Annotated in this window: 16 protein-coding genes and 1 pseudogene; 7 read left to right on the top strand and 10 right to left on the bottom strand. The window is 64.3% G+C overall.

Annotated elements, in window-relative coordinates; all coding sequences use genetic code 11:
* Positions 1-5: 5 nt before the first annotated feature.
* The 3 genes from CKW37_RS31065 to CKW37_RS31075 all read right to left on the bottom strand — a co-directional run bounded on the left by CKW37_RS31065 (position 6) and on the right by CKW37_RS31075 (position 2,680).
* Positions 6-866, bottom strand: coding sequence for a DMT family transporter (locus CKW37_RS31065; RefSeq protein ID WP_095159925.1), 861 nt, complete (start codon positions 864-866; stop codon positions 6-8).
* An 88-nt stretch (positions 867-954) separates the two neighbouring features.
* Complete coding sequence (locus CKW37_RS31070) at positions 955-1,773, bottom strand: sugar phosphate isomerase/epimerase (RefSeq protein WP_095159926.1); 819 nt, start codon at positions 1,771-1,773, stop codon at positions 955-957.
* Between the two features lie 130 nt (positions 1,774-1,903).
* Complete coding sequence (locus CKW37_RS31075) at positions 1,904-2,680, bottom strand: IclR family transcriptional regulator (RefSeq protein ID WP_095159927.1); 777 nt, start codon at positions 2,678-2,680, stop codon at positions 1,904-1,906.
* A 173-nt stretch (positions 2,681-2,853) separates the two neighbouring features.
* Here CKW37_RS31075 and CKW37_RS31080 point away from each other — a divergent pair, with 173 nt between their 5' ends.
* Positions 2,854-4,569, top strand: coding sequence for an FAD-dependent oxidoreductase (locus CKW37_RS31080; RefSeq protein ID WP_095159928.1), 1,716 nt, complete (start codon positions 2,854-2,856; stop codon positions 4,567-4,569).
* Here CKW37_RS31080 and CKW37_RS31085 read toward each other — a convergent pair whose 3' ends face one another.
* The gene (locus tag CKW37_RS31085; RefSeq protein ID WP_095159929.1) at positions 4,570-4,974 is read right to left on the bottom strand and encodes a VOC family protein; all 405 of its coding nucleotides are present in this window, start codon (positions 4,972-4,974) and stop codon (positions 4,570-4,572) included.
* 60 nt (positions 4,975-5,034) lie between these two features.
* Between CKW37_RS31085 and CKW37_RS31090 the strand changes: the two genes are divergently transcribed.
* The gene (locus CKW37_RS31090) at positions 5,035-5,340 is read left to right on the top strand and encodes a putative quinol monooxygenase (RefSeq protein ID WP_095159930.1); all 306 of its coding nucleotides are present in this window, start codon (positions 5,035-5,037) and stop codon (positions 5,338-5,340) included.
* Positions 5,341-5,386: 46 nt separating this feature from the next.
* On the opposite strand, the gene pcaG is transcribed toward CKW37_RS31090, so the two are convergent.
* Both pcaG and pcaH read right to left on the bottom strand, forming a co-directional pair.
* Entirely contained in the window at positions 5,387-5,992 is a 606-nt protein-coding gene (gene pcaG / locus CKW37_RS31095; RefSeq protein WP_095159931.1) for a protocatechuate 3,4-dioxygenase subunit alpha, read from the bottom strand.
* A gap of 13 nt (positions 5,993-6,005) precedes the next feature.
* On the bottom strand, positions 6,006-6,725 hold the full coding sequence (pcaH, locus tag CKW37_RS31100; RefSeq protein ID WP_095159932.1) for a protocatechuate 3,4-dioxygenase subunit beta: 720 nt from the start codon (positions 6,723-6,725) through the stop codon (positions 6,006-6,008).
* A gap of 207 nt (positions 6,726-6,932) precedes the next feature.
* Here pcaH and CKW37_RS31105 point away from each other — a divergent pair, with 207 nt between their 5' ends.
* From CKW37_RS31105 to CKW37_RS33900, 3 genes and pseudogenes are all read left to right on the top strand, one after another.
* Positions 6,933-7,811: a neutral zinc metallopeptidase gene (locus tag CKW37_RS31105; RefSeq protein ID WP_095159933.1), complete on the top strand. Its 879-nt coding sequence runs from the start codon at positions 6,933-6,935 to the stop codon at positions 7,809-7,811.
* A 343-nt stretch (positions 7,812-8,154) separates the two neighbouring features.
* Positions 8,155-9,084, top strand: a pseudogene (locus CKW37_RS33895) (methyl-accepting chemotaxis protein); the annotation flags it as partial.
* A complete protein-coding gene (locus CKW37_RS33900) occupies positions 9,076-9,939 on the top strand; it encodes a methyl-accepting chemotaxis protein (protein WP_371864354.1) in 864 nt (287 codons plus the stop codon). The pseudogene CKW37_RS33895 and the gene CKW37_RS33900, both read left to right, overlap by 9 nt.
* Positions 9,940-10,114: 175 nt before the next feature.
* Here the strand turns inward: CKW37_RS33900 and ggt are convergent, their stop codons facing one another.
* The 3 genes from ggt to CKW37_RS31125 form a co-directional block, all read right to left on the bottom strand.
* Entirely contained in the window at positions 10,115-11,782 is a 1,668-nt protein-coding gene (ggt, locus tag CKW37_RS31115) for a gamma-glutamyltransferase (RefSeq protein WP_095159935.1), read from the bottom strand.
* An 81-nt stretch (positions 11,783-11,863) separates the two neighbouring features.
* Positions 11,864-12,760, bottom strand: coding sequence for a LysR family transcriptional regulator (locus CKW37_RS31120; protein ID WP_095159936.1), 897 nt, complete (start codon positions 12,758-12,760; stop codon positions 11,864-11,866).
* 65 nt (positions 12,761-12,825) lie between these two features.
* Entirely contained in the window at positions 12,826-13,416 is a 591-nt protein-coding gene (locus CKW37_RS31125; protein ID WP_095159937.1) for an NAD(P)H-dependent oxidoreductase, read from the bottom strand.
* A gap of 190 nt (positions 13,417-13,606) precedes the next feature.
* Here CKW37_RS31125 and CKW37_RS31130 point away from each other — a divergent pair, with 190 nt between their 5' ends.
* A complete protein-coding gene (locus tag CKW37_RS31130; RefSeq protein WP_095159938.1) occupies positions 13,607-13,921 on the top strand; it encodes a putative quinol monooxygenase in 315 nt (104 codons plus the stop codon).
* Here the strand turns inward: CKW37_RS31130 and CKW37_RS31135 are convergent.
* The gene (locus CKW37_RS31135) at positions 13,911-14,675 is read right to left on the bottom strand and encodes a sulfite exporter TauE/SafE family protein (protein ID WP_095159939.1); all 765 of its coding nucleotides are present in this window, start codon (positions 14,673-14,675) and stop codon (positions 13,911-13,913) included. The two genes, CKW37_RS31130 and CKW37_RS31135, sit on opposite strands and share 11 nt — an antisense overlap.
* Positions 14,676-14,793: 118 nt before the next feature.
* Here CKW37_RS31135 and CKW37_RS31140 point away from each other — a divergent pair, with 118 nt between their 5' ends.
* Positions 14,794-15,681, top strand: coding sequence for a LysR family transcriptional regulator (locus CKW37_RS31140; protein ID WP_095159940.1), 888 nt, complete (start codon positions 14,794-14,796; stop codon positions 15,679-15,681).
* The last annotated feature ends 17 nt before the right edge of the window (positions 15,682-15,698 follow it).

Here is a 15,698-nt window from a genome sequence, read left to right on the forward strand (position 1 = left end):
TCGTTTCAGCGCCGCCGTTGCAACCAGGCCGCCGCCAGCCCGCTCAGGCAGACCACGGCGATACCGGTCATGCCCCACAGGTCCGGCCGCTGGCCGAACAGCACGATGCCCATCAACCCGGCAAACACGATCTGACAATAGCTGAACGGTGCCAGCATCGCCGGGGGTGCGTGGCGGAACGCCTGGGTCAGGAACAGGTGGGCGAGCATGCCGAAGGTGCCCAGGGCCAGGGTCATCAGGCCGTGGGTGAGGCTCGGAACGGTCCAGAAGAACGGCACCAGCAGGCTCATAACCAGGGTGTTGAACACACCGGTGAAGAAATTGCTGGCGGTCGGGCTGTCGATGTCGCTGAGCTTGCGGGTAAGGATCTGATAGAAGCAGAAACAGGTCGCCGAGCCGAGTGGCAGCAACACCGCCGGGGTAAACAGCGCACCACCGGGGTGCACGATCACCAGCACGCCGATGAAACTCGCCAGCACCGCCAGCCATTGCCCGCGCGTCACCCGCTCCTTGAGCAGCGGCATCGACAGCGCCGTGACCATCAGTGGCGCAAGGAAGTTGACCGCCGTCGCCTCGGCCAGCGGCAGGTACTGCAACGCCTTGGTGAACAGCAAACTGCAACCGAGCAGACACAACGCCCGCGCCGCCTGCAGACCCGGTCGACGCGTGCGCAAGCCACGCAAACCGGCCCGTGGCAGGAAGATCCCGAGCATCAACAAGGTGTGTACGAGGTAGCGCGCCCAGACCACCCAGACAATCGGGTAGAACCCCGAAAGGTACTTGGACATGGCGTCATGGCTGGAAAACAGAAAGGTCGCGACAACGACCAGGAGGATGCCTTTGAACGGCTGGCTGAGAGGGGGCATGGACGGGCTCGGGTCGATGATTTCGCGAAGGGCTCGGCCGAGCAAGGGTCAGGCCAGGCGGCGCCCGACCTCACCGATGCGCGGGTGACTACAGCACCTGACTGAGAACCTGACGCGTCTTGTCCAGCGCCCACTGCGCGCGCTCCAGCGCCGAGACGCCCTGCTCCAGCAACTGCCGGGTGGGGATTTCCAGGCTCAACGGAATGTCGGGGGAAACGCTGGTCAGCAGCCCGCGCAGGTCGCAATCGCCATCACCGGGGAAACGCCGTTCGTTACGCGCCTGGCGCAGGATTTCGGCCATATCGTCCGGCCGTGGCCCGGCCACATCGCACAGTTGCAGGTAACGCATGCGCGAGGCCGGCACCTGACGCAGGTCTTCCAGGCGCGAGGCGGAACGATCGAAATGGAAGGCGTCGACCAGCACGCAGCCGTTTTCACGCCCGGCGTTCTCGACGATGCGCAGGGCCTCGGTGAGGTTCTTCGCGTCGGTCCAGGGCATGAATTCCAGGTGCGGGTGGATGCCGTATTTCGCGGCCAGGTCGCAGAGGGCGGCGAAGTTTTCGGTCATCCGCGCCGGGTCCGGGTCATTGCCGGCCACCAGCAGTTCGGTGGCGCCGAATTCGGCACCGACCGCCAGCAGCGCGTCGAAATCAGCGACGCGGGTTTCCGGCTTGAGGCGGAGGATTTCCACGTCCATCACCTTGATGCCGGTATCGCGCAGGCGCTCGGCGGTCTGCCGGCGCAGGTCGGCATCGCGGACCAGCGGGAAATGGTGTTCTTCCGGCGTGGCCGGCTCCAGGCGCAGGCCGACATGGCTGTAGCCGGCGCGGGCGGCGACCTCGACCATTTCCGGTGGCGACAGTTCGAGGACAGTCAGGGCGGCCAGGGACAGGACTCGTTGACTCATTGGCGGGCATCTCTTGGGGTTGTTGTTCTGGATGCGAATATTTAGAACTTGGTTCCAGTTTCAATGCAAGCAGAAAAAAACCGATGAGCGCCTGAACAGGTCAGGTGGTTTGTATGGCCCTAAGCAGAAATCAGACGAACAACTCAGACGCCGGACTCGCCGCCGACAACTCCTGCGTCGTCGCCAGCAACGCCGCCGACAGCTCATGCATCCGCGCCTCGGTCATCCGCGCCGTCGGCCCGGCAATGCTCACCACGCCCACCGCATGCCCGTCGCGCGGATCCGCCACCACCGCCGCCAGCGCCGACATGCCCACCGCGGAGCTCTCCACCACCCAGGCATAGCCATGCTCACGCGCCACACGCAGGCGCTCCAGCAGCTCGGCATTGGACTTCGGCGCGCCCGGCCCGAAGTCCTCGCGCGGCCCCACGCCCTGGCGCTCCACCAGCAGCAGCGCCTGGGCATCGCTGAGGCTGGCCAGCCACGCATGCCCCGATGCGCTGTAGAACAACGGCGCATCACGGCCCATATCCGGGTCGTAGCGCAGCCCGGAGCGAGCGCCCTGGGATTTGGCGATCCAGGTCTGCCGCTCGCCGTCGATCACGCCCAGGCGCACCAGTTCGCCGCTCTGCCGCGCCAGTTCGTCGAGGATCGGCTGGACGATGTCCGCGCCGCTGTTGGCCAGGTAGCGGAAGCCCTGGGCCACCAGCCGTGTGCTCAGCAGGTAGCGGCTGTTCTCCGGGTTCTGCCGCACGTAACCCAGGCGGATCAGCTCGGCGAGCATGCGGTGGGTCGCGCTCTTCGGAATGTCCAGTTGCTCGGCCAGGGCCTGCATCGGCAACCCGCGAGGTTCGCTGGTGAGGCTTTCGATAAGGCTGAGCGCGCGTTCGATCTGACTGCCGGCCATGGTCATGGTCCCTGAAAATGTTGCCGAATTCTAAAGAGCGCCGGACAAAGCGCAAACCACTGTTCGATCTTCGCCCAACTTCGCGACACAACGCTTGGCAGCGCCGAGGCGATCAGAGAATATGGAATCATGTTCCAAAAACAACAATCCAGCCTTTTCTCCGAGGACGCTCCATGACTGCCCTTCCCTCACACGCCCGCACAGTGGACTGCGATGTCCTGGTGATCGGTTCCGGCGCCGCCGGCCTCAGCGCTGCGGTAACCGCCGCATGGCACGGGCAGAAGGTCATCGTGGTGGAGAAAGACCCGGTCTTCGGCGGCGCCACCGCCTGGTCCGGTGGCTGGATGTGGGTGCCGTGCAACCCGCTGGCGCGCCGCGCCGGCATCGTCGAGGACCGCTCGGCGCCGCGTACCTACCTGGAACACGAACTCGGCGAGCGCTTCAACGCGCCGCTGATCGACGCCTTCCTCGAAGCCGCGCCAAACATGGTGAGCTTCTTCGAGAAACACACCGCACTGCAGTTCGCCGACGGCAACGGCATTGCCGACATCCATGGCGACACGCCCGGCGCCGGCACGGGCGGTCGTTCGGTGATCGCCGCGCCCTACGACGGGCGCAAGGCCGGCAAGTTGCTCAAGCGCCTGCGCCGGACCATGCGCGAAACCTCGTTCTGGGGCATGCCGATCATGGCCGGCAAGGACCTCGGCGCCTTCCTCACCCTGACCCGCTCCTGGCGCTCGCTGCTGCACGTGACCCGGCGCATCGGCAAACACTTGATCGACCTCGCCACCCACGGCCGCGCCCTGCACCTGGTCAACGGCGTGGCCTTGATTGCGCGCCTGGCGAAATCCGCCGAAGACCTCGGCGTGCTGCTCTGGGAGTCGGCGCCCGCGCGGCGCCTGCTGCATGCGAATGGCCGGGTCAGCGGTGCGGTGGTGCAGACCGCCAACGGCGAAGTGACCATCAACGCCCGCGCCGTGGTCCTCGCCGCCGGCGGCTTCCCCAACGACATCGAACGCCGCAAGGCGATGTTCCCGCGCACGCCAACCGGCCACGAGCACCTGGCCCTGCCGCCGCTCGCCGCCAATGGCGACGGCCTGCGCCTGGGCGAGAGCGCCGGCGGCCGCGTCGCCGACGACCTGCACTGCGCGGTGGCCTGGGCGCCAGTGTCGAAGGTGCCGTACAAGGACGGCAGCGCCGGCCATTTCCCGCACATCATCGAACGCGGCAAGCCGGGGATCATCGGTGTGCTGAGCAACGGCCAGCGCTTCGTCAACGAAGCCGGTGGCTACTACGACTACGTCAGCGCCATGGTCGCCGCCGCGCCGGGCGAGAAGGTCGAGTCCTGGCTGATCTGCGACCACACCTTCCAGCGCCGCTACGGCCTGGGCATCGCCCGCCCGTTCCCGCTGCCGACCTCGGCGCTGGTGCGCAACGGCTACCTCAAACGCGCGGACAGCCTGCACGACCTGGCAAACCAATGCGGTATCGACGCCCGCGGCCTGCTCGACACCGTCAGCGAATACAACCGCCACGCCGAGCGCGGCGAAGATCCGCAATTCGGGCGCGGCACCACCCTCTACAACCGCAAACAGGGCGACGCCCTGCACGGTCCCAACCCGTGCGTGGCGCCCATCGAGAAAGGCCCGTTCTACGCGGTCAACGTCGAGCCCGGTTGCTTCGGCACCTTCGCCGGGCTGCGCACCAACGAACACGCGCAAGTGCTGGACGCCCGTCAGCAACCCATCGAAGGCCTCTACGCCGCGGGTTGCGACATGGCCAGCATCATGGGCGGGCACTACCCCGCCGGCGGCATCAACCTCGGCCCGGCGGCGACCTTCGGCTACATCGCCGCACGCCACATCAGTGGCGTCAGCGCCTACGAATGATCAGTTGAAGCGTTGCCCGGAAATCGCCGGGTGATAGATCGGCTGGACCTTGTTCCCCGCAGGGTCCAGCAGGTGGAAGCTCCAGGTGCCATCGCCATGGGCGAACGGCGTGTCCAGCAAGGTCACGCCGCATTCCTTGAGATAGCCATACCAGGCGTGCAATTCGTCCAGGCTGTCGACCACGAAACCGTAATGATCCACCGCCTGCGCCCCGCTGCTGGGGGCGAAGGCGCGGCCCAGCGACAGGTTGTCGTTGCCGCAGGTGAGATAGACCAGGTCTTCATGGGCACGGTGCAGCACCTCCATCCCCAGCACATCGACATAGAAGCGCTCACAGACTTCAAGGTTCGGCACCAGAATCGCGATATGGCGCAGGCCGTTGAGGCGGCTTGGACGAACAGGCATGGTTTCGGCTCCGTTTTTGTATACAATTTTTCGCAAATATAAGACAAAACGGAGTTCGACGTGTACAGCCTTCTACTCAAGACCCAGCTTCAGCCCGGTAGCCTGGAGCAATTCATGGATGCGATGAGCGTCAATGCCGCCCGTTCGGTGCGTGACGAACCGGGGTGTCTGGTGTTCGATGTGGTGCGGGACAGGAGTGCGCCGGATCTGGTCTGGCTGTATGAGGTGTACACGGATGAGGCGGCCTTCGAGGCCCATCTGCTGACGCCGCATTTCCTCGCCAGCCGGCCATTGGTGGACCCGCTGATCGTGCAGCAGGAGGTAATCGAGGGGGATGTGCTGGCGTTCAATGCCACGCGGGGATGAAAGGTATTTGGGACCGCTTTGCGGTCCCAAACAAAGAAGACTCCGATCAGAAGTCGAAGAACACCGTCTCGCCCTCACCCTGAATGCGGATGTCGAAGCGATACGCGGTCTTCCCGTTCAACTCGCAACGCTTGGCCACCAGGGTGGCGCGACGCTGTGGCTGCTCGATCAGGTTCAGCACCGGGTCCTTGGCGTTCGCCTCGGCTTCGTCATCGAAGTACAGACGGGTCTGCAGGTGGATGTTGATCCCCCGGGCAAACAGGCTGACGTTGATGTGCGGCGCCATCGGCACGCCGGCGGCGTTGTTCGCCACGCCGGGCTTGACGGTGTGCATGGTCCACTCGCCTTCGTCGAAGGTGGTGGCGGTGCGCCCGAAACCGTTGAACGCATTTTCCACGTTGTAATCGGTGTTGTAGGCGCCGGTGTGGTCGGCCTGCCAGAACTCCACGAAGGAGTCGCGGACCAGGTGGCCATTACCGTCATAGACGTTGCCGAACACCACGATGTGCTCGCCCGGCGCGCCTTCGCGGGCCATCTGGCTCCAGATTTCCTGAGCGCGGGGCGGGTTACCGGCGGCCGCCAGGGCCAGGCCGATGTGGACGTAAGGGCCGGCGGTCTGCGAAGGGGTTTCCGGCAGCAGTTCGATAGGCATGACTGGACTCCTCTCAGCGGTTTTCGAAGTGGGTCTTGCGCTCGCCGCGCAACACGATGTCGAAGCGGTACGCCAGGCAATCCATCGGATTGGCGTTACCCATGTCCAGGCGCGCGATCAGGCGCTGAACGGCGTCCGGGTTGGCGATGGACTTGACGATCGGGCACAGCGGGATCAGCGGGTCGCCTTCGAAATACAGCTGGGTGATCAGACGCGTGGAGATCGACGGGCCGCTGATCGACACGTGGATGTGCGCCGGACGCCAGTCGTTCGGGCCGTTGCGCCATGGGTACGGGCCCGGCTTGATGGTGCGGAAGCTGTAGAAACCTTCGCTGTCGGTCAGCGCGCGGCCGACGCCACCGAAGTTGGGGTCCAGCGGCGCCAGGTAGCGGTCGTTCTTGTGGCGATAGCGGCCGCCAGCGTTGGCCTGCCACATTTCAACCAAAGTGTTGGGAATCGGCTTACCGTATTGATCGAAAACACGACCAGCAACGATGATGCGCTCGCCGACCGGCAGGCCACCGTTGTTGAAGTTCAGCAGCAGGTCGTTGTCGTGCTCACCGAAACCCAGGTGGGAAAAGTTCGGGCCGGTGCTTTCGCTGATCGACTGCGGAATGCTGACCAGCGCCTGGCTCGGCGAGCGGGCGATGGAGGTTTTGTAGTCCGGGGTGAAGGCTTTTGGATGCCAGTTTCGATCACGGATAACGAAGCGACTGGTGTCTGTAGCAGACATGCCGTTCTCCTGTTCTTGGATTTATGGAGAGCCCGATCAGGACGGGCGAGGTGGTGTGACAAAGTGTCTCGCGGACCAGCCCCGGCGAATACTGAAAAGAACACCGACAAACATAACCATTTGGTTATGAATAGCGACAGGGCTCCCTCGACCAAGGGTCGTGGGCTAACCTTTCATGGCGATAAATCCACCCGGGAGAGACAACCCATGCAATGGCGAAAAGGCAGACGCAGCGACAACGTGGTCGATGCACGGGGCGACAGTCCGGGCGGTCCGCGCTTCGGTGGCGGCAAGGGGCTCACCCTCGGCGCGGTGGTGCTGATCGTCGGTATCGGCCTGCTCACCGGGCAAGACCCGATGCAGATCCTCGGCCAACTCGCCGGACAAATGGAACAAGGCGCCCCGACACAAACCCAGACTGGCCAGAAGCCGGCGGCCAATGACGAAGGCAGCCAGTTCGTCGCCAGCATCCTCGGCGACACCGAAGACACCTGGCGGGCGCTCTTCGCCCAGGCCGGCAAGCAATACAAGGACCCGAAACTGGTGCTGTTCAGCGGCCAGGTGAAATCCGCCTGCGGCTTCGCCACCTCGGCCACCGGCCCGTTCTACTGCCCGGCGGACCAGCAGGTGTACCTGGACATGAGCTTCTTCCGCGAAATGGAACAACGCTTCGCCGCCGCCGGCGACTTCGCCCAGGCCTACGTGATCGCCCACGAGGTCGGCCACCATGTGCAGACGCTGCTGGGCGTTTCGGCCAAGGTCGACGCGGCGCGGCGCAGCGGCCAGCGGGTCGAGGGCGCCAACGGCCTGCTGGTGCGTCAGGAATTGCAGGCCGACTGCCTGGCCGGGGTCTGGGCCTATCAGGCGCAGCAACGGCACAACTGGCTGGAACCGGGCGACGTCGAAGAAGCCCTCAACGCCGCCAACGCCATCGGCGACGACCGCCTGCAGCAACAGGGCCAGGGCCGCGTGGTTCCCGACTCGTTCACCCACGGCACTTCGGCGCAGCGAGTGCGCTGGTTCAAGGCCGGTTTCGGCAAGGGTGATATCAACCAGTGCGACACCTTCAACGCCAAGGCGCTCTGATAATCCCCCTGCAAATACCCCTTCTTTTTCCATCCACAGCCCCGCACTTGCGGGGCTTGTCACATTTTGTTGAGTGTTTTTGTCGGTTTTACTGAAAAAGCGTTTCAGCTCCCCGTCTTATCGCCGATAAAAGCTCCTCAACATCCGCTGGCCTCCAAGAAAAACAAATCATCAGCGACCCGATTACACCTTTTCCTGGAGGGAACCCATGAACAGTTGGTTTGCCAACATCAGCGTCAACCTGAAACTCGGCCTGGGCTTCGGCCTGGTCCTGCTGCTGACCGCCTTGCTCGCACTGACCGGCTGGAACAGCCTCGACAGCCTGATCCAGCGCAGCAACTGGATGAGCGACATCACCCGCCTCAACAGCGACCTGACCAACCTGCGGGTCGCGCGCCTGCAATACATGCTGGCCAACGGCGACGACGACGCCGCCGGCAACGTGCAGGTCAAGCTCAATGAATTCAGCCAGCAACAGCAACGCTTGCTGAAGACCTTCAAGAGCCCGGAAAACGTCAAGCTGCTGGAAGAGCAGGCGCAGATCATCAGCGCCTATCAGGTCTCGCTGAACAAGATGCGCGCCACCTACAAGGCCAGCGCGACCGCCCGCAGCGACCTGGAAACCACCGCCGCTACCGCCCTGCAACTGATCGAGGGCATCAACCGCGACGTGCTCACCCAGCCGGACAGCGATTCCGCCCGCCTGGAGCAATACCGCGCCGCCAGCGCCGCCAAGGAGCAACTGCTGCTGGTACGCCTGGAAGTCCGCGGCTACATCGCCGACAACACCGCGCAAAGCGAACAGACCGCCCTGCGCCAACTGGATAGCGCGCTGGACCAGGCCCGCCAGCTGAGCCGCGCCCTGCCCAACGAGACCGCGCGCATCCAGCAGTTCGAAACGGCCTTGAGCGGCTATCGCGATGCCCTCAACCGCTACAAGGCGGCTATCGCCGAGATCGGCGTAGCGCGCCAGGAAATGACCGCGCAGGGCTACGACATCGTCAATCGCAGCGAAGCCCTCTACAAGATCCAGCTCGAGCGCCGCGACGCCGAAAGCGCCCAAGCCAGCACCCTGCAACTGATCGCAACCCTGCTGGCACTGCTCACCGGCATCGTCGCTGCGGTGCTGATCACCCGCCAGATCACCCGCCCGCTGCGCCAGACCCTGGACGTGGTCGAGCGCATCGCCGCCGGCGACCTGACCCACGAACTGCGCGTCACCCGCCGCGACGAAATGGGCGTGCTGCAACAAGGCATCCAGCGCATGGGCACGACCCTGCGCGAGTTGATCAGCGGCATCCGTGATGGCGTCACACAAATCGCCAGCGCCGCCGAAGAACTCTCCGCAGTGACCGAGCAGACCAGCGCCGGCGCCAACAACCAGAAAGTCGAGACCGATCAGGTCGCCACCGCCATGCACGAAATGGCGACCACCGTGCAGGAAGTCGCGCGTAACGCCGAGCACGCTTCCGAAGCCGCAACCGACGCCGACAAGCAGGCCCGGGCCGGCGATCAGGTGGTGTCGCAAGCCATCGCCCAGATCGAAAAACTCGCGGGCGAAGTGGAGCGCTCCACTCAAGCCATGGCGCAGTTGCAGCAAGAAAGCCAGAAGATCGGCAGCGTCATGGACGTGATCAAGTCGGTGGCCGAACAGACCAACCTGCTGGCCCTCAACGCCGCCATCGAAGCGGCCCGTGCCGGCGAGGCCGGACGTGGATTCGCGGTGGTCGCGGATGAAGTCCGCGGGCTGGCCCAGCGCACCCAGAAATCCACCGAAGAAATCGAAGAACTGGTCGCCGGCCTGCAGAGCGGCACCCAGCAGGTGGCCAACATCATGCTCGGCAGCCGCAGCCTGACCGACAGCGGCGTCGAACTGACGCGCAAGGCCGGCACCTCACTGGAAAGCATCACCCGTGTGGTGTCCGACATCCAGTCGATGAACCAGCAGATCGCCGCAGCAGCCGAACAGCAGAGCGCCGTGGCCGAAGAAATCAGCCGCAGTATCTTGAGCGTGCGGGATGTGTCGGAACAGACAGCGGCGGCGAGCGATGAGACGGCGGCGTCCAGTGTCGAGCTGGCGCGGCTGGGGAATCAGTTGCAGTTGATGGTGAGTCACTTCCGGGTGTGAGCATGAGGCTCCAGTCAGGAGACCGGGTAATGGCGACCAGATGCTAGTCGACAGTTTTTCAGCGTTCTCAAGACCGAGCGCCGCGCGGGCGGCGCTCGATCTCAAGAACGCTGGAACACTTCGGGCTAGCGCCTAGTGGTCATTACTCGATCTTTTGACAAGCGCCTTCTAGCCATTACCTGACCACCTGCCCTACCCCTCTCCCCCGCGGATCCGAAGCCGTCTCCAGCTTGGTCCCCATCACCCGGATCGCCTGCACATCGCCCATCTCCCAGCCCTGGTCCTCAAGGGTGTAGCCCATCTTTTTCAACTCCTGCGCCACCTCACCGGTGAGCGGTGCATAAGCGTCGAAATAGATGGTGTCCTTCGGCAGCAACTGGTGATGCACCCGCTGCGCCGCGACGGCTTTTTCCAGCGGCTGGTTGAAGTCGTACAGGTTGTTCAGCACCTGGAAGATCGAGGTGAAAATCCGCGAACCGCCCGGCGTGCCCAGCACCAGCGTGACCTGCCCATCGCGGGTCACCAGGCTCGGACTCATGGACGACAGCATGCGCTTGCCCGGCTCGATGGCATTGGCATCGCCGCCCACCACGCCAAAGGCGTTGGCCACCCCTGGCTTGGAGCTGAAGTCGTCCATTTCATCGTTGAGCAGGAAGCCCGCGCCCTTGACCACCATGCCGCTGCCGTAGTCCCAGTTCAGGGTGTAGGTGTTGCTCACCGCGTTGCCCTGGTTGTCGACGATGGAGAAGTGGGTGGTCTGGTGCGGCTCCAGCCCCGGACGGACTTTCTCGGTCTCGGAAATCGCGTTCGGGTTGACCTCCTTGGCCCGCCGCGCCAAGTACTCGGGCGCCACCAGTTCCGCCACCGGCACCTTGGCAAAGGCCGGGTCGCCGAGGTAGTCGGCGCGGTCGGCGAACACCCGTTTTTCGATCTCGGCCAGCAGGTGGATGTAGCGCGCCGAGTTCAGTTCGACGCCCTTGAAGTCAGCCGCACGCTGCTCCTTGATGCCCAGCAGTTGGGCCAGGGCGATACCGCCCGAGCTGGGCAGCGGCGCGGTGTAGACCGTGTTGCCGCGCCAGTCGATGCGCATCGGCTCGCGCCACACCGCCTTGTAGTCCTTGAGGTCGTCCTTGCTGATCAGGCCGTTGCTGGCCTGCATCTGCGCCACCAGCAGGTCGGCGGTCTTGCCCTGGTAGAACTCGCTGACGCCCTTGTCGGCGATGCGTTCCAGGGTCTGCGCCAGCTCTGGCTGCTTGAAGGTTTCGCCGACCTTCATCTGGCCGAAGTAGTCGTTGAAGTTGGTGCTGTCCTTGAACAATCCCAACGCATCTTCGCGGTACTGGTATTGCTTGGCGGCGACCTTGAAGCCGTTCTTCGCATAGCCCACCGCCGGGGTCAGCAGTTCGGACCAAGGCAACTTGCCGAACTTCTGGTGCGCCTCCCACAAGCCCATCACCGTACCCGGCACACCCGCGGCGCGGGCGCCGACCAGGCTCAGGTTCTCGATGATCTCGCCCTTCTCGTCCAGGTACATGTTGCGCGTGGCGGCCTTGGGCGCCACTTCGCGGTAGTCGAGGAAATACGCTTTGCCGTCCACGTACAGGGTCATGAACCCGCCGCCACCGATATTGCCGGCTTCGGGGTAGGTGACCGCGAGTGTGAAGGCCGTGGCGACTGCGGCGTCCACCGCGTTGCCGCCCTTCTTGAGGATGTCGGCGGCGACCTGTGCGCCATATTGATCGGGAGCGGCAACGGCGCCGCCGTCCAGGGTGACTGCATAAGCCGATGCGCTGGCGAGAATCGCCGCACCGAGGCCCAAGGTTCGAAAAATCACAACGCGCATAAAACGTCCTTGGTGTTGTTTTCGTTGAACAACCAGTAAGGACTATGAAGGAAGAGTTTTCAAACGCTGAAGGACGTTTCTTCAGCAGGCGTAGGCCGCCAGCTTGCGCTGGATGAAATCGAGGAAGCACTGGATGCGCAGCGCCAGTTGCGAGTTGCGGTAATACACCGCATTGATCGGTTGGCGATAACCGCTGTTGAAATCGCCCAGCAGCACCTGCAGGCGACCATTGCGGATGTCCTCGTGGGTCATGAAATGCGACAGGCAGGCAATGCCATCACCGGCCAGCGCCAGCGCACGCAGGGTTTCGCCGCTGGAGGCGGACAGGTCCGGGCGGATCAGCAAGCGGTCGCCCTCGACATGACGCAGCGGCCAGTGGTTGAGGGTTTCGGTCTGGGTGAAACCGAGCAAGGTATGCCCGGCGAGGTCTTCGACCCGCTGCGGCGTGCCGTGGCGTTCGAGGTATTCAGGACTGGCTAGCAGGTTCAGCGGGCTGCAGCCGAGCGAGCGAGCATGCAGGCTGGAGTCGGCCAGATCACCGATGCGGATCGCCACGTCGGTGCTCTGCTCCAGCAGGTCGATGATCAGGTCGCTGGTGTTCAGCTCCAGTTGGATCTGCGGGTAGAGCGCACGGAACTCCGCCACCCACGGCACGATGGCATGCAGCATGAACGGCAGCGCCGCATTGATGCGCAGGCGCCCGGACGGCGTCTGCTGATGCCGGGAAAGGTGGTCTTCCAGATCATCCATCTGTTCGAGAATGGACTTGGCCCGCTCGAAGAAATACCGCCCCTCTTCGGTCAGGTCCATGCGCCGCGTGGTGCGGTTGATCAACGTGGTGCCGAGCTTGGCTTCCAGCCGCGACAGCGTGCGGCTGATCGCCGAGGGCGTCTGCCCGCCCTGCTCGGCGGCGGCGGAAATCGAGCCGCACTCGATCACCGAGACGAACACCTGCAACTCATCGGACCTGGCTTTCACGGGACTACCTCACGACACACGACGCGCAGAGTGATAGCCCTTCACAGCCGGCGATGCAAGTCGCATCAGGCCTCGACGCCAAACACCTTCGCCAGGTGCGCTTCATACGCGGCGACCGCGGCCGGCACGTTCGGGCGCTTCATCACATCCACCGCCAGGTAGGTCGGCAGGCCACTCATGCCGAGGAATTGGTTGGCCTTGTGGAACGGGAAGTACACCGCGTCCACGCCCTTGCCTTCGAAGAAGTCGGCAGGATCATCGAATGCCTGCTGCGGCGCGTTCCAGGTCAGCGAGAGCATGTACTGCTTGCCGTGGATCAGGCCGCCGCTGCCGTACTTCTGCGAGGCATCGGAGCGGGTCCGACCATCGCTGGCGTAAAGGCTGCCGTGGCCGGCGGTGAAGACTTCGTCGAGGTACTGCTTGACGGTCCACGGCGCACCCATCCACCAACCAGGCATCTGGTAGACGATGACGTCGGCCCAGAGGAATTTCTCGACCTCTTCCTGATTGTCGTAGCCGCCGTCGATATAGGTGGTCTTCACGTCGAAGCCGGCGCGGTCGAGAAAGGCCAGGGCCGTCTCATGCAGGGTTTCGTTCAGGCGGCCATCGGAGTGGGCGAATTTCTTGCCACCGTTGAGCAACAGGACCTTTTTCATCATTTGCCTCATCTGTCGGGGTCCTGCCGGGCGTCTGGCCTGGGGACCGGGATAACTGGATGGCGGCAGATTAATGAGGCCAGGGCTACGGAAAAACCCACGCGCGGGCAAAATACTTTTGACCTAAAAGCACGAATGGCCAGCTTATTGATGAAATAAAATCAGCATCCCATTCAACGGAGGTCATCCCATGAGCGAACCCTATGGCTTTATCCTCAAAGCCAAGACCCGTCCGGAAAAGGCCGAGGCTTTCGAGGCTTTGTTCCGTGGCTACGTCGAGCCAAGCCGTGCCGAACCCGGCTGCATCGAGTACCACATGCTGCGCGACAAGGAAGACCCGAGCCTGTTCGTGTTCTACGAAATCTGGGCCAGCAAGGCGGCGCTGGACGTGCACTCGGCCCTGCCGCACATGCAGCAGTTCTCCGAGCAGCGCATGGATTACCTGGAACGGGATTTCGATATCCAGTTGATCGAGATGCTCAGCGAGTCCTCGGCTAACCGTTGATCATCAGGTGCGCGCCGAGCAGGCCCAGGCCGATGAAGAGGCAGCGCTTGAACAGCGCCGCGCTGATGCGTTGGCGCAACCATTGGCCAAACAGCATGCCCAGCAGCGCCGGCGCCAGCACCAGCAGCGAGGCCCCCAACGCCTCGCCGCCCAGCGCGTCCTGCCCGGCCAGACCGATGGCGAGCGCCACGGTGGACACCGTGAACGACAGGCCGAGGGCCTGAACCCGCTCATCGCGGTCCAGGTCCAGCGCTTGCAGATAAGGCACCGCCGGAATCACGAACACCCCCGTCGCGGCGGTGATCAGCCCGGTCAGTCCGCCACACAGCGGCCCCAGCCAGCGCTCCTGCCCCGGCTTCAGACTGAACGGCGGCAACCACAGCCCGACCAGCGCATAGAGCAACAACGCCCCGCCCAACGCATGCACCGCCCACGCCCCGCTGCTGATACCCAGCCAGGCGCTGCCCAGCAGCGTGCCGAAAAACACCATCAGCAGCACCGGCCACAGCCGCCGCAGCAACGCACGCAAATGCCCGCCGCTCGCCAGTTGCCAGACGTTGGTCACGGTCGATGGCACGATCAGCAACGCCGCAGCCTGCGCCGGCGCCATAGCCAGACCGAGCAGGCCCATGGCGATGGTCGGCAAGCCGAGGCCGATCACGCCCTTGACCGCGCCGGCCAGGAGGAAGGTTGCTATCACCAGCAGTGATAGGGCTGGGCCGATGTCTTGGTAGAAGCCGAGAAGTGTGTTCATAGGGCCAATGTTGCGGTGGGCGATGCGCGCTGAACAGCCGCGATTAGTTGAGCCTGCCTATCGCCAGACAATAGTCTGGCCGTTCTATACTTCGCCAACCTTCACGCTGGCCCCGCCCATGCATTTCGACCTCATCGACCTCCGCCTTTTCCTCCACACCGTCGAGTGCGGCAACATCACCGCCGGGGCTCAGCGCAGTCACCTGTCGCTGCCGGCGGCCAGTGCGCGGATCCGGGCGATGGAAAGCTCACTCGGCATCGCCCTGCTGGAGCGCAATCGTCGTGGCGTACAGCCGACTCCGGCCGGGCAGGCGCTGGTCAATCATGCGCGGCAGATTGGCCAGCAGGTGGAGCGCCTGCAGTTCGACCTGGCGCAATACGCCAGTGGCCTGCTGGGCCAGGTGCGCCTGCTGTGCAACACGGCGGCGCTGACCGAGTACCTGCCGGAACTGCTCGCCGGTTTTCTGCGCCAGCGCCCGCACATCGATGTGGATATCCAGGAACTGCCGAGCCTGCGCATCGTCCAGGCCCTCGGCCAGGGCGTCGCCGACCTCGGCATCGTCTCCGACGCGGTGGTTACCGCAGACCTGCAGACCCGCCCCTTCCGCGACGATCCACTGGTGCTGATCATGGCCCCGAACCATCCGCTCGCGGCTGTGGATAACCTCGACTTCGCCCGCTCGCTGGAGCACGGTTACGTCGGCCTCGGCGCCGCCAGTGCACTGGCGTTGCACCTGGAAGAACAGGCGCTGCACCTGGGCCGGCGGATGCAGGTGCGGGTGCGGGCGGAGGGTTTCGATGGGGTGATTCGCATGGTCGCCCATGGTGCCGGGCTGGGCATCGTGCCGCTCGCTGCGGTGCAGCGCTGGCAAGGCGTGTTGCCGCTGCGCAGCGTGGCGTTGCGCGAAGGCTGGGCCGAGCGTCGGCTGCTGCTCTGCGCCCGGGATTTCGCCGCGTTGCCCGGCCAGGCCGGGGCATTGCTCGATGCGCTGGCGCCGCGCGTTTAGACAACTCGACGTCGAGT

Source organism: Pseudomonas sp. Irchel 3E13 (genome assembly GCF_900187455.1).
Taxonomy (GTDB): domain Bacteria; phylum Pseudomonadota; class Gammaproteobacteria; order Pseudomonadales; family Pseudomonadaceae; genus Aquipseudomonas.

What these genes read in the sequence shown, in the direction of transcription:
- CKW37_RS31140 (WP_095159940.1), top strand. Translation starts at nt 14,794, where the DNA reads ATGCATTTCGACCTCATCGACCTCCGCCTTTTCCTCCACACCGTCGAG.
- CKW37_RS31070 (WP_095159926.1), bottom strand. Translation starts at nt 1,773, where the DNA reads ATGAGTCAACGAGTCCTGTCCCTGGCCGCCCTGACTGTCCTCGAACTG.
- CKW37_RS33900 (WP_371864354.1), top strand. Translation starts at nt 9,076, where the DNA reads ATGGGCACGACCCTGCGCGAGTTGATCAGCGGCATCCGTGATGGCGTC.
- CKW37_RS31105 (WP_095159933.1), top strand. Translation starts at nt 6,933, where the DNA reads ATGCAATGGCGAAAAGGCAGACGCAGCGACAACGTGGTCGATGCACGG.
- CKW37_RS31080 (WP_095159928.1), top strand. Translation starts at nt 2,854, where the DNA reads ATGACTGCCCTTCCCTCACACGCCCGCACAGTGGACTGCGATGTCCTG.
- ggt (WP_095159935.1), bottom strand. Translation starts at nt 11,782, where the DNA reads ATGCGCGTTGTGATTTTTCGAACCTTGGGCCTCGGTGCGGCGATTCTC.
- CKW37_RS31135 (WP_095159939.1), bottom strand. Translation starts at nt 14,675, where the DNA reads ATGAACACACTTCTCGGCTTCTACCAAGACATCGGCCCAGCCCTATCA.
- CKW37_RS31125 (WP_095159937.1), bottom strand. Translation starts at nt 13,416, where the DNA reads ATGAAAAAGGTCCTGTTGCTCAACGGTGGCAAGAAATTCGCCCACTCC.
- CKW37_RS31085 (WP_095159929.1), bottom strand. Translation starts at nt 4,974, where the DNA reads ATGCCTGTTCGTCCAAGCCGCCTCAACGGCCTGCGCCATATCGCGATT.
- pcaG (WP_095159931.1), bottom strand. Translation starts at nt 5,992, where the DNA reads ATGCCTATCGAACTGCTGCCGGAAACCCCTTCGCAGACCGCCGGCCCT.
- CKW37_RS31130 (WP_095159938.1), top strand. Translation starts at nt 13,607, where the DNA reads ATGAGCGAACCCTATGGCTTTATCCTCAAAGCCAAGACCCGTCCGGAA.
- CKW37_RS31065 (WP_095159925.1), bottom strand. Translation starts at nt 866, where the DNA reads ATGCCCCCTCTCAGCCAGCCGTTCAAAGGCATCCTCCTGGTCGTTGTC.
- CKW37_RS31075 (WP_095159927.1), bottom strand. Translation starts at nt 2,680, where the DNA reads ATGGCCGGCAGTCAGATCGAACGCGCGCTCAGCCTTATCGAAAGCCTC.
- pcaH (WP_095159932.1), bottom strand. Translation starts at nt 6,725, where the DNA reads ATGTCTGCTACAGACACCAGTCGCTTCGTTATCCGTGATCGAAACTGG.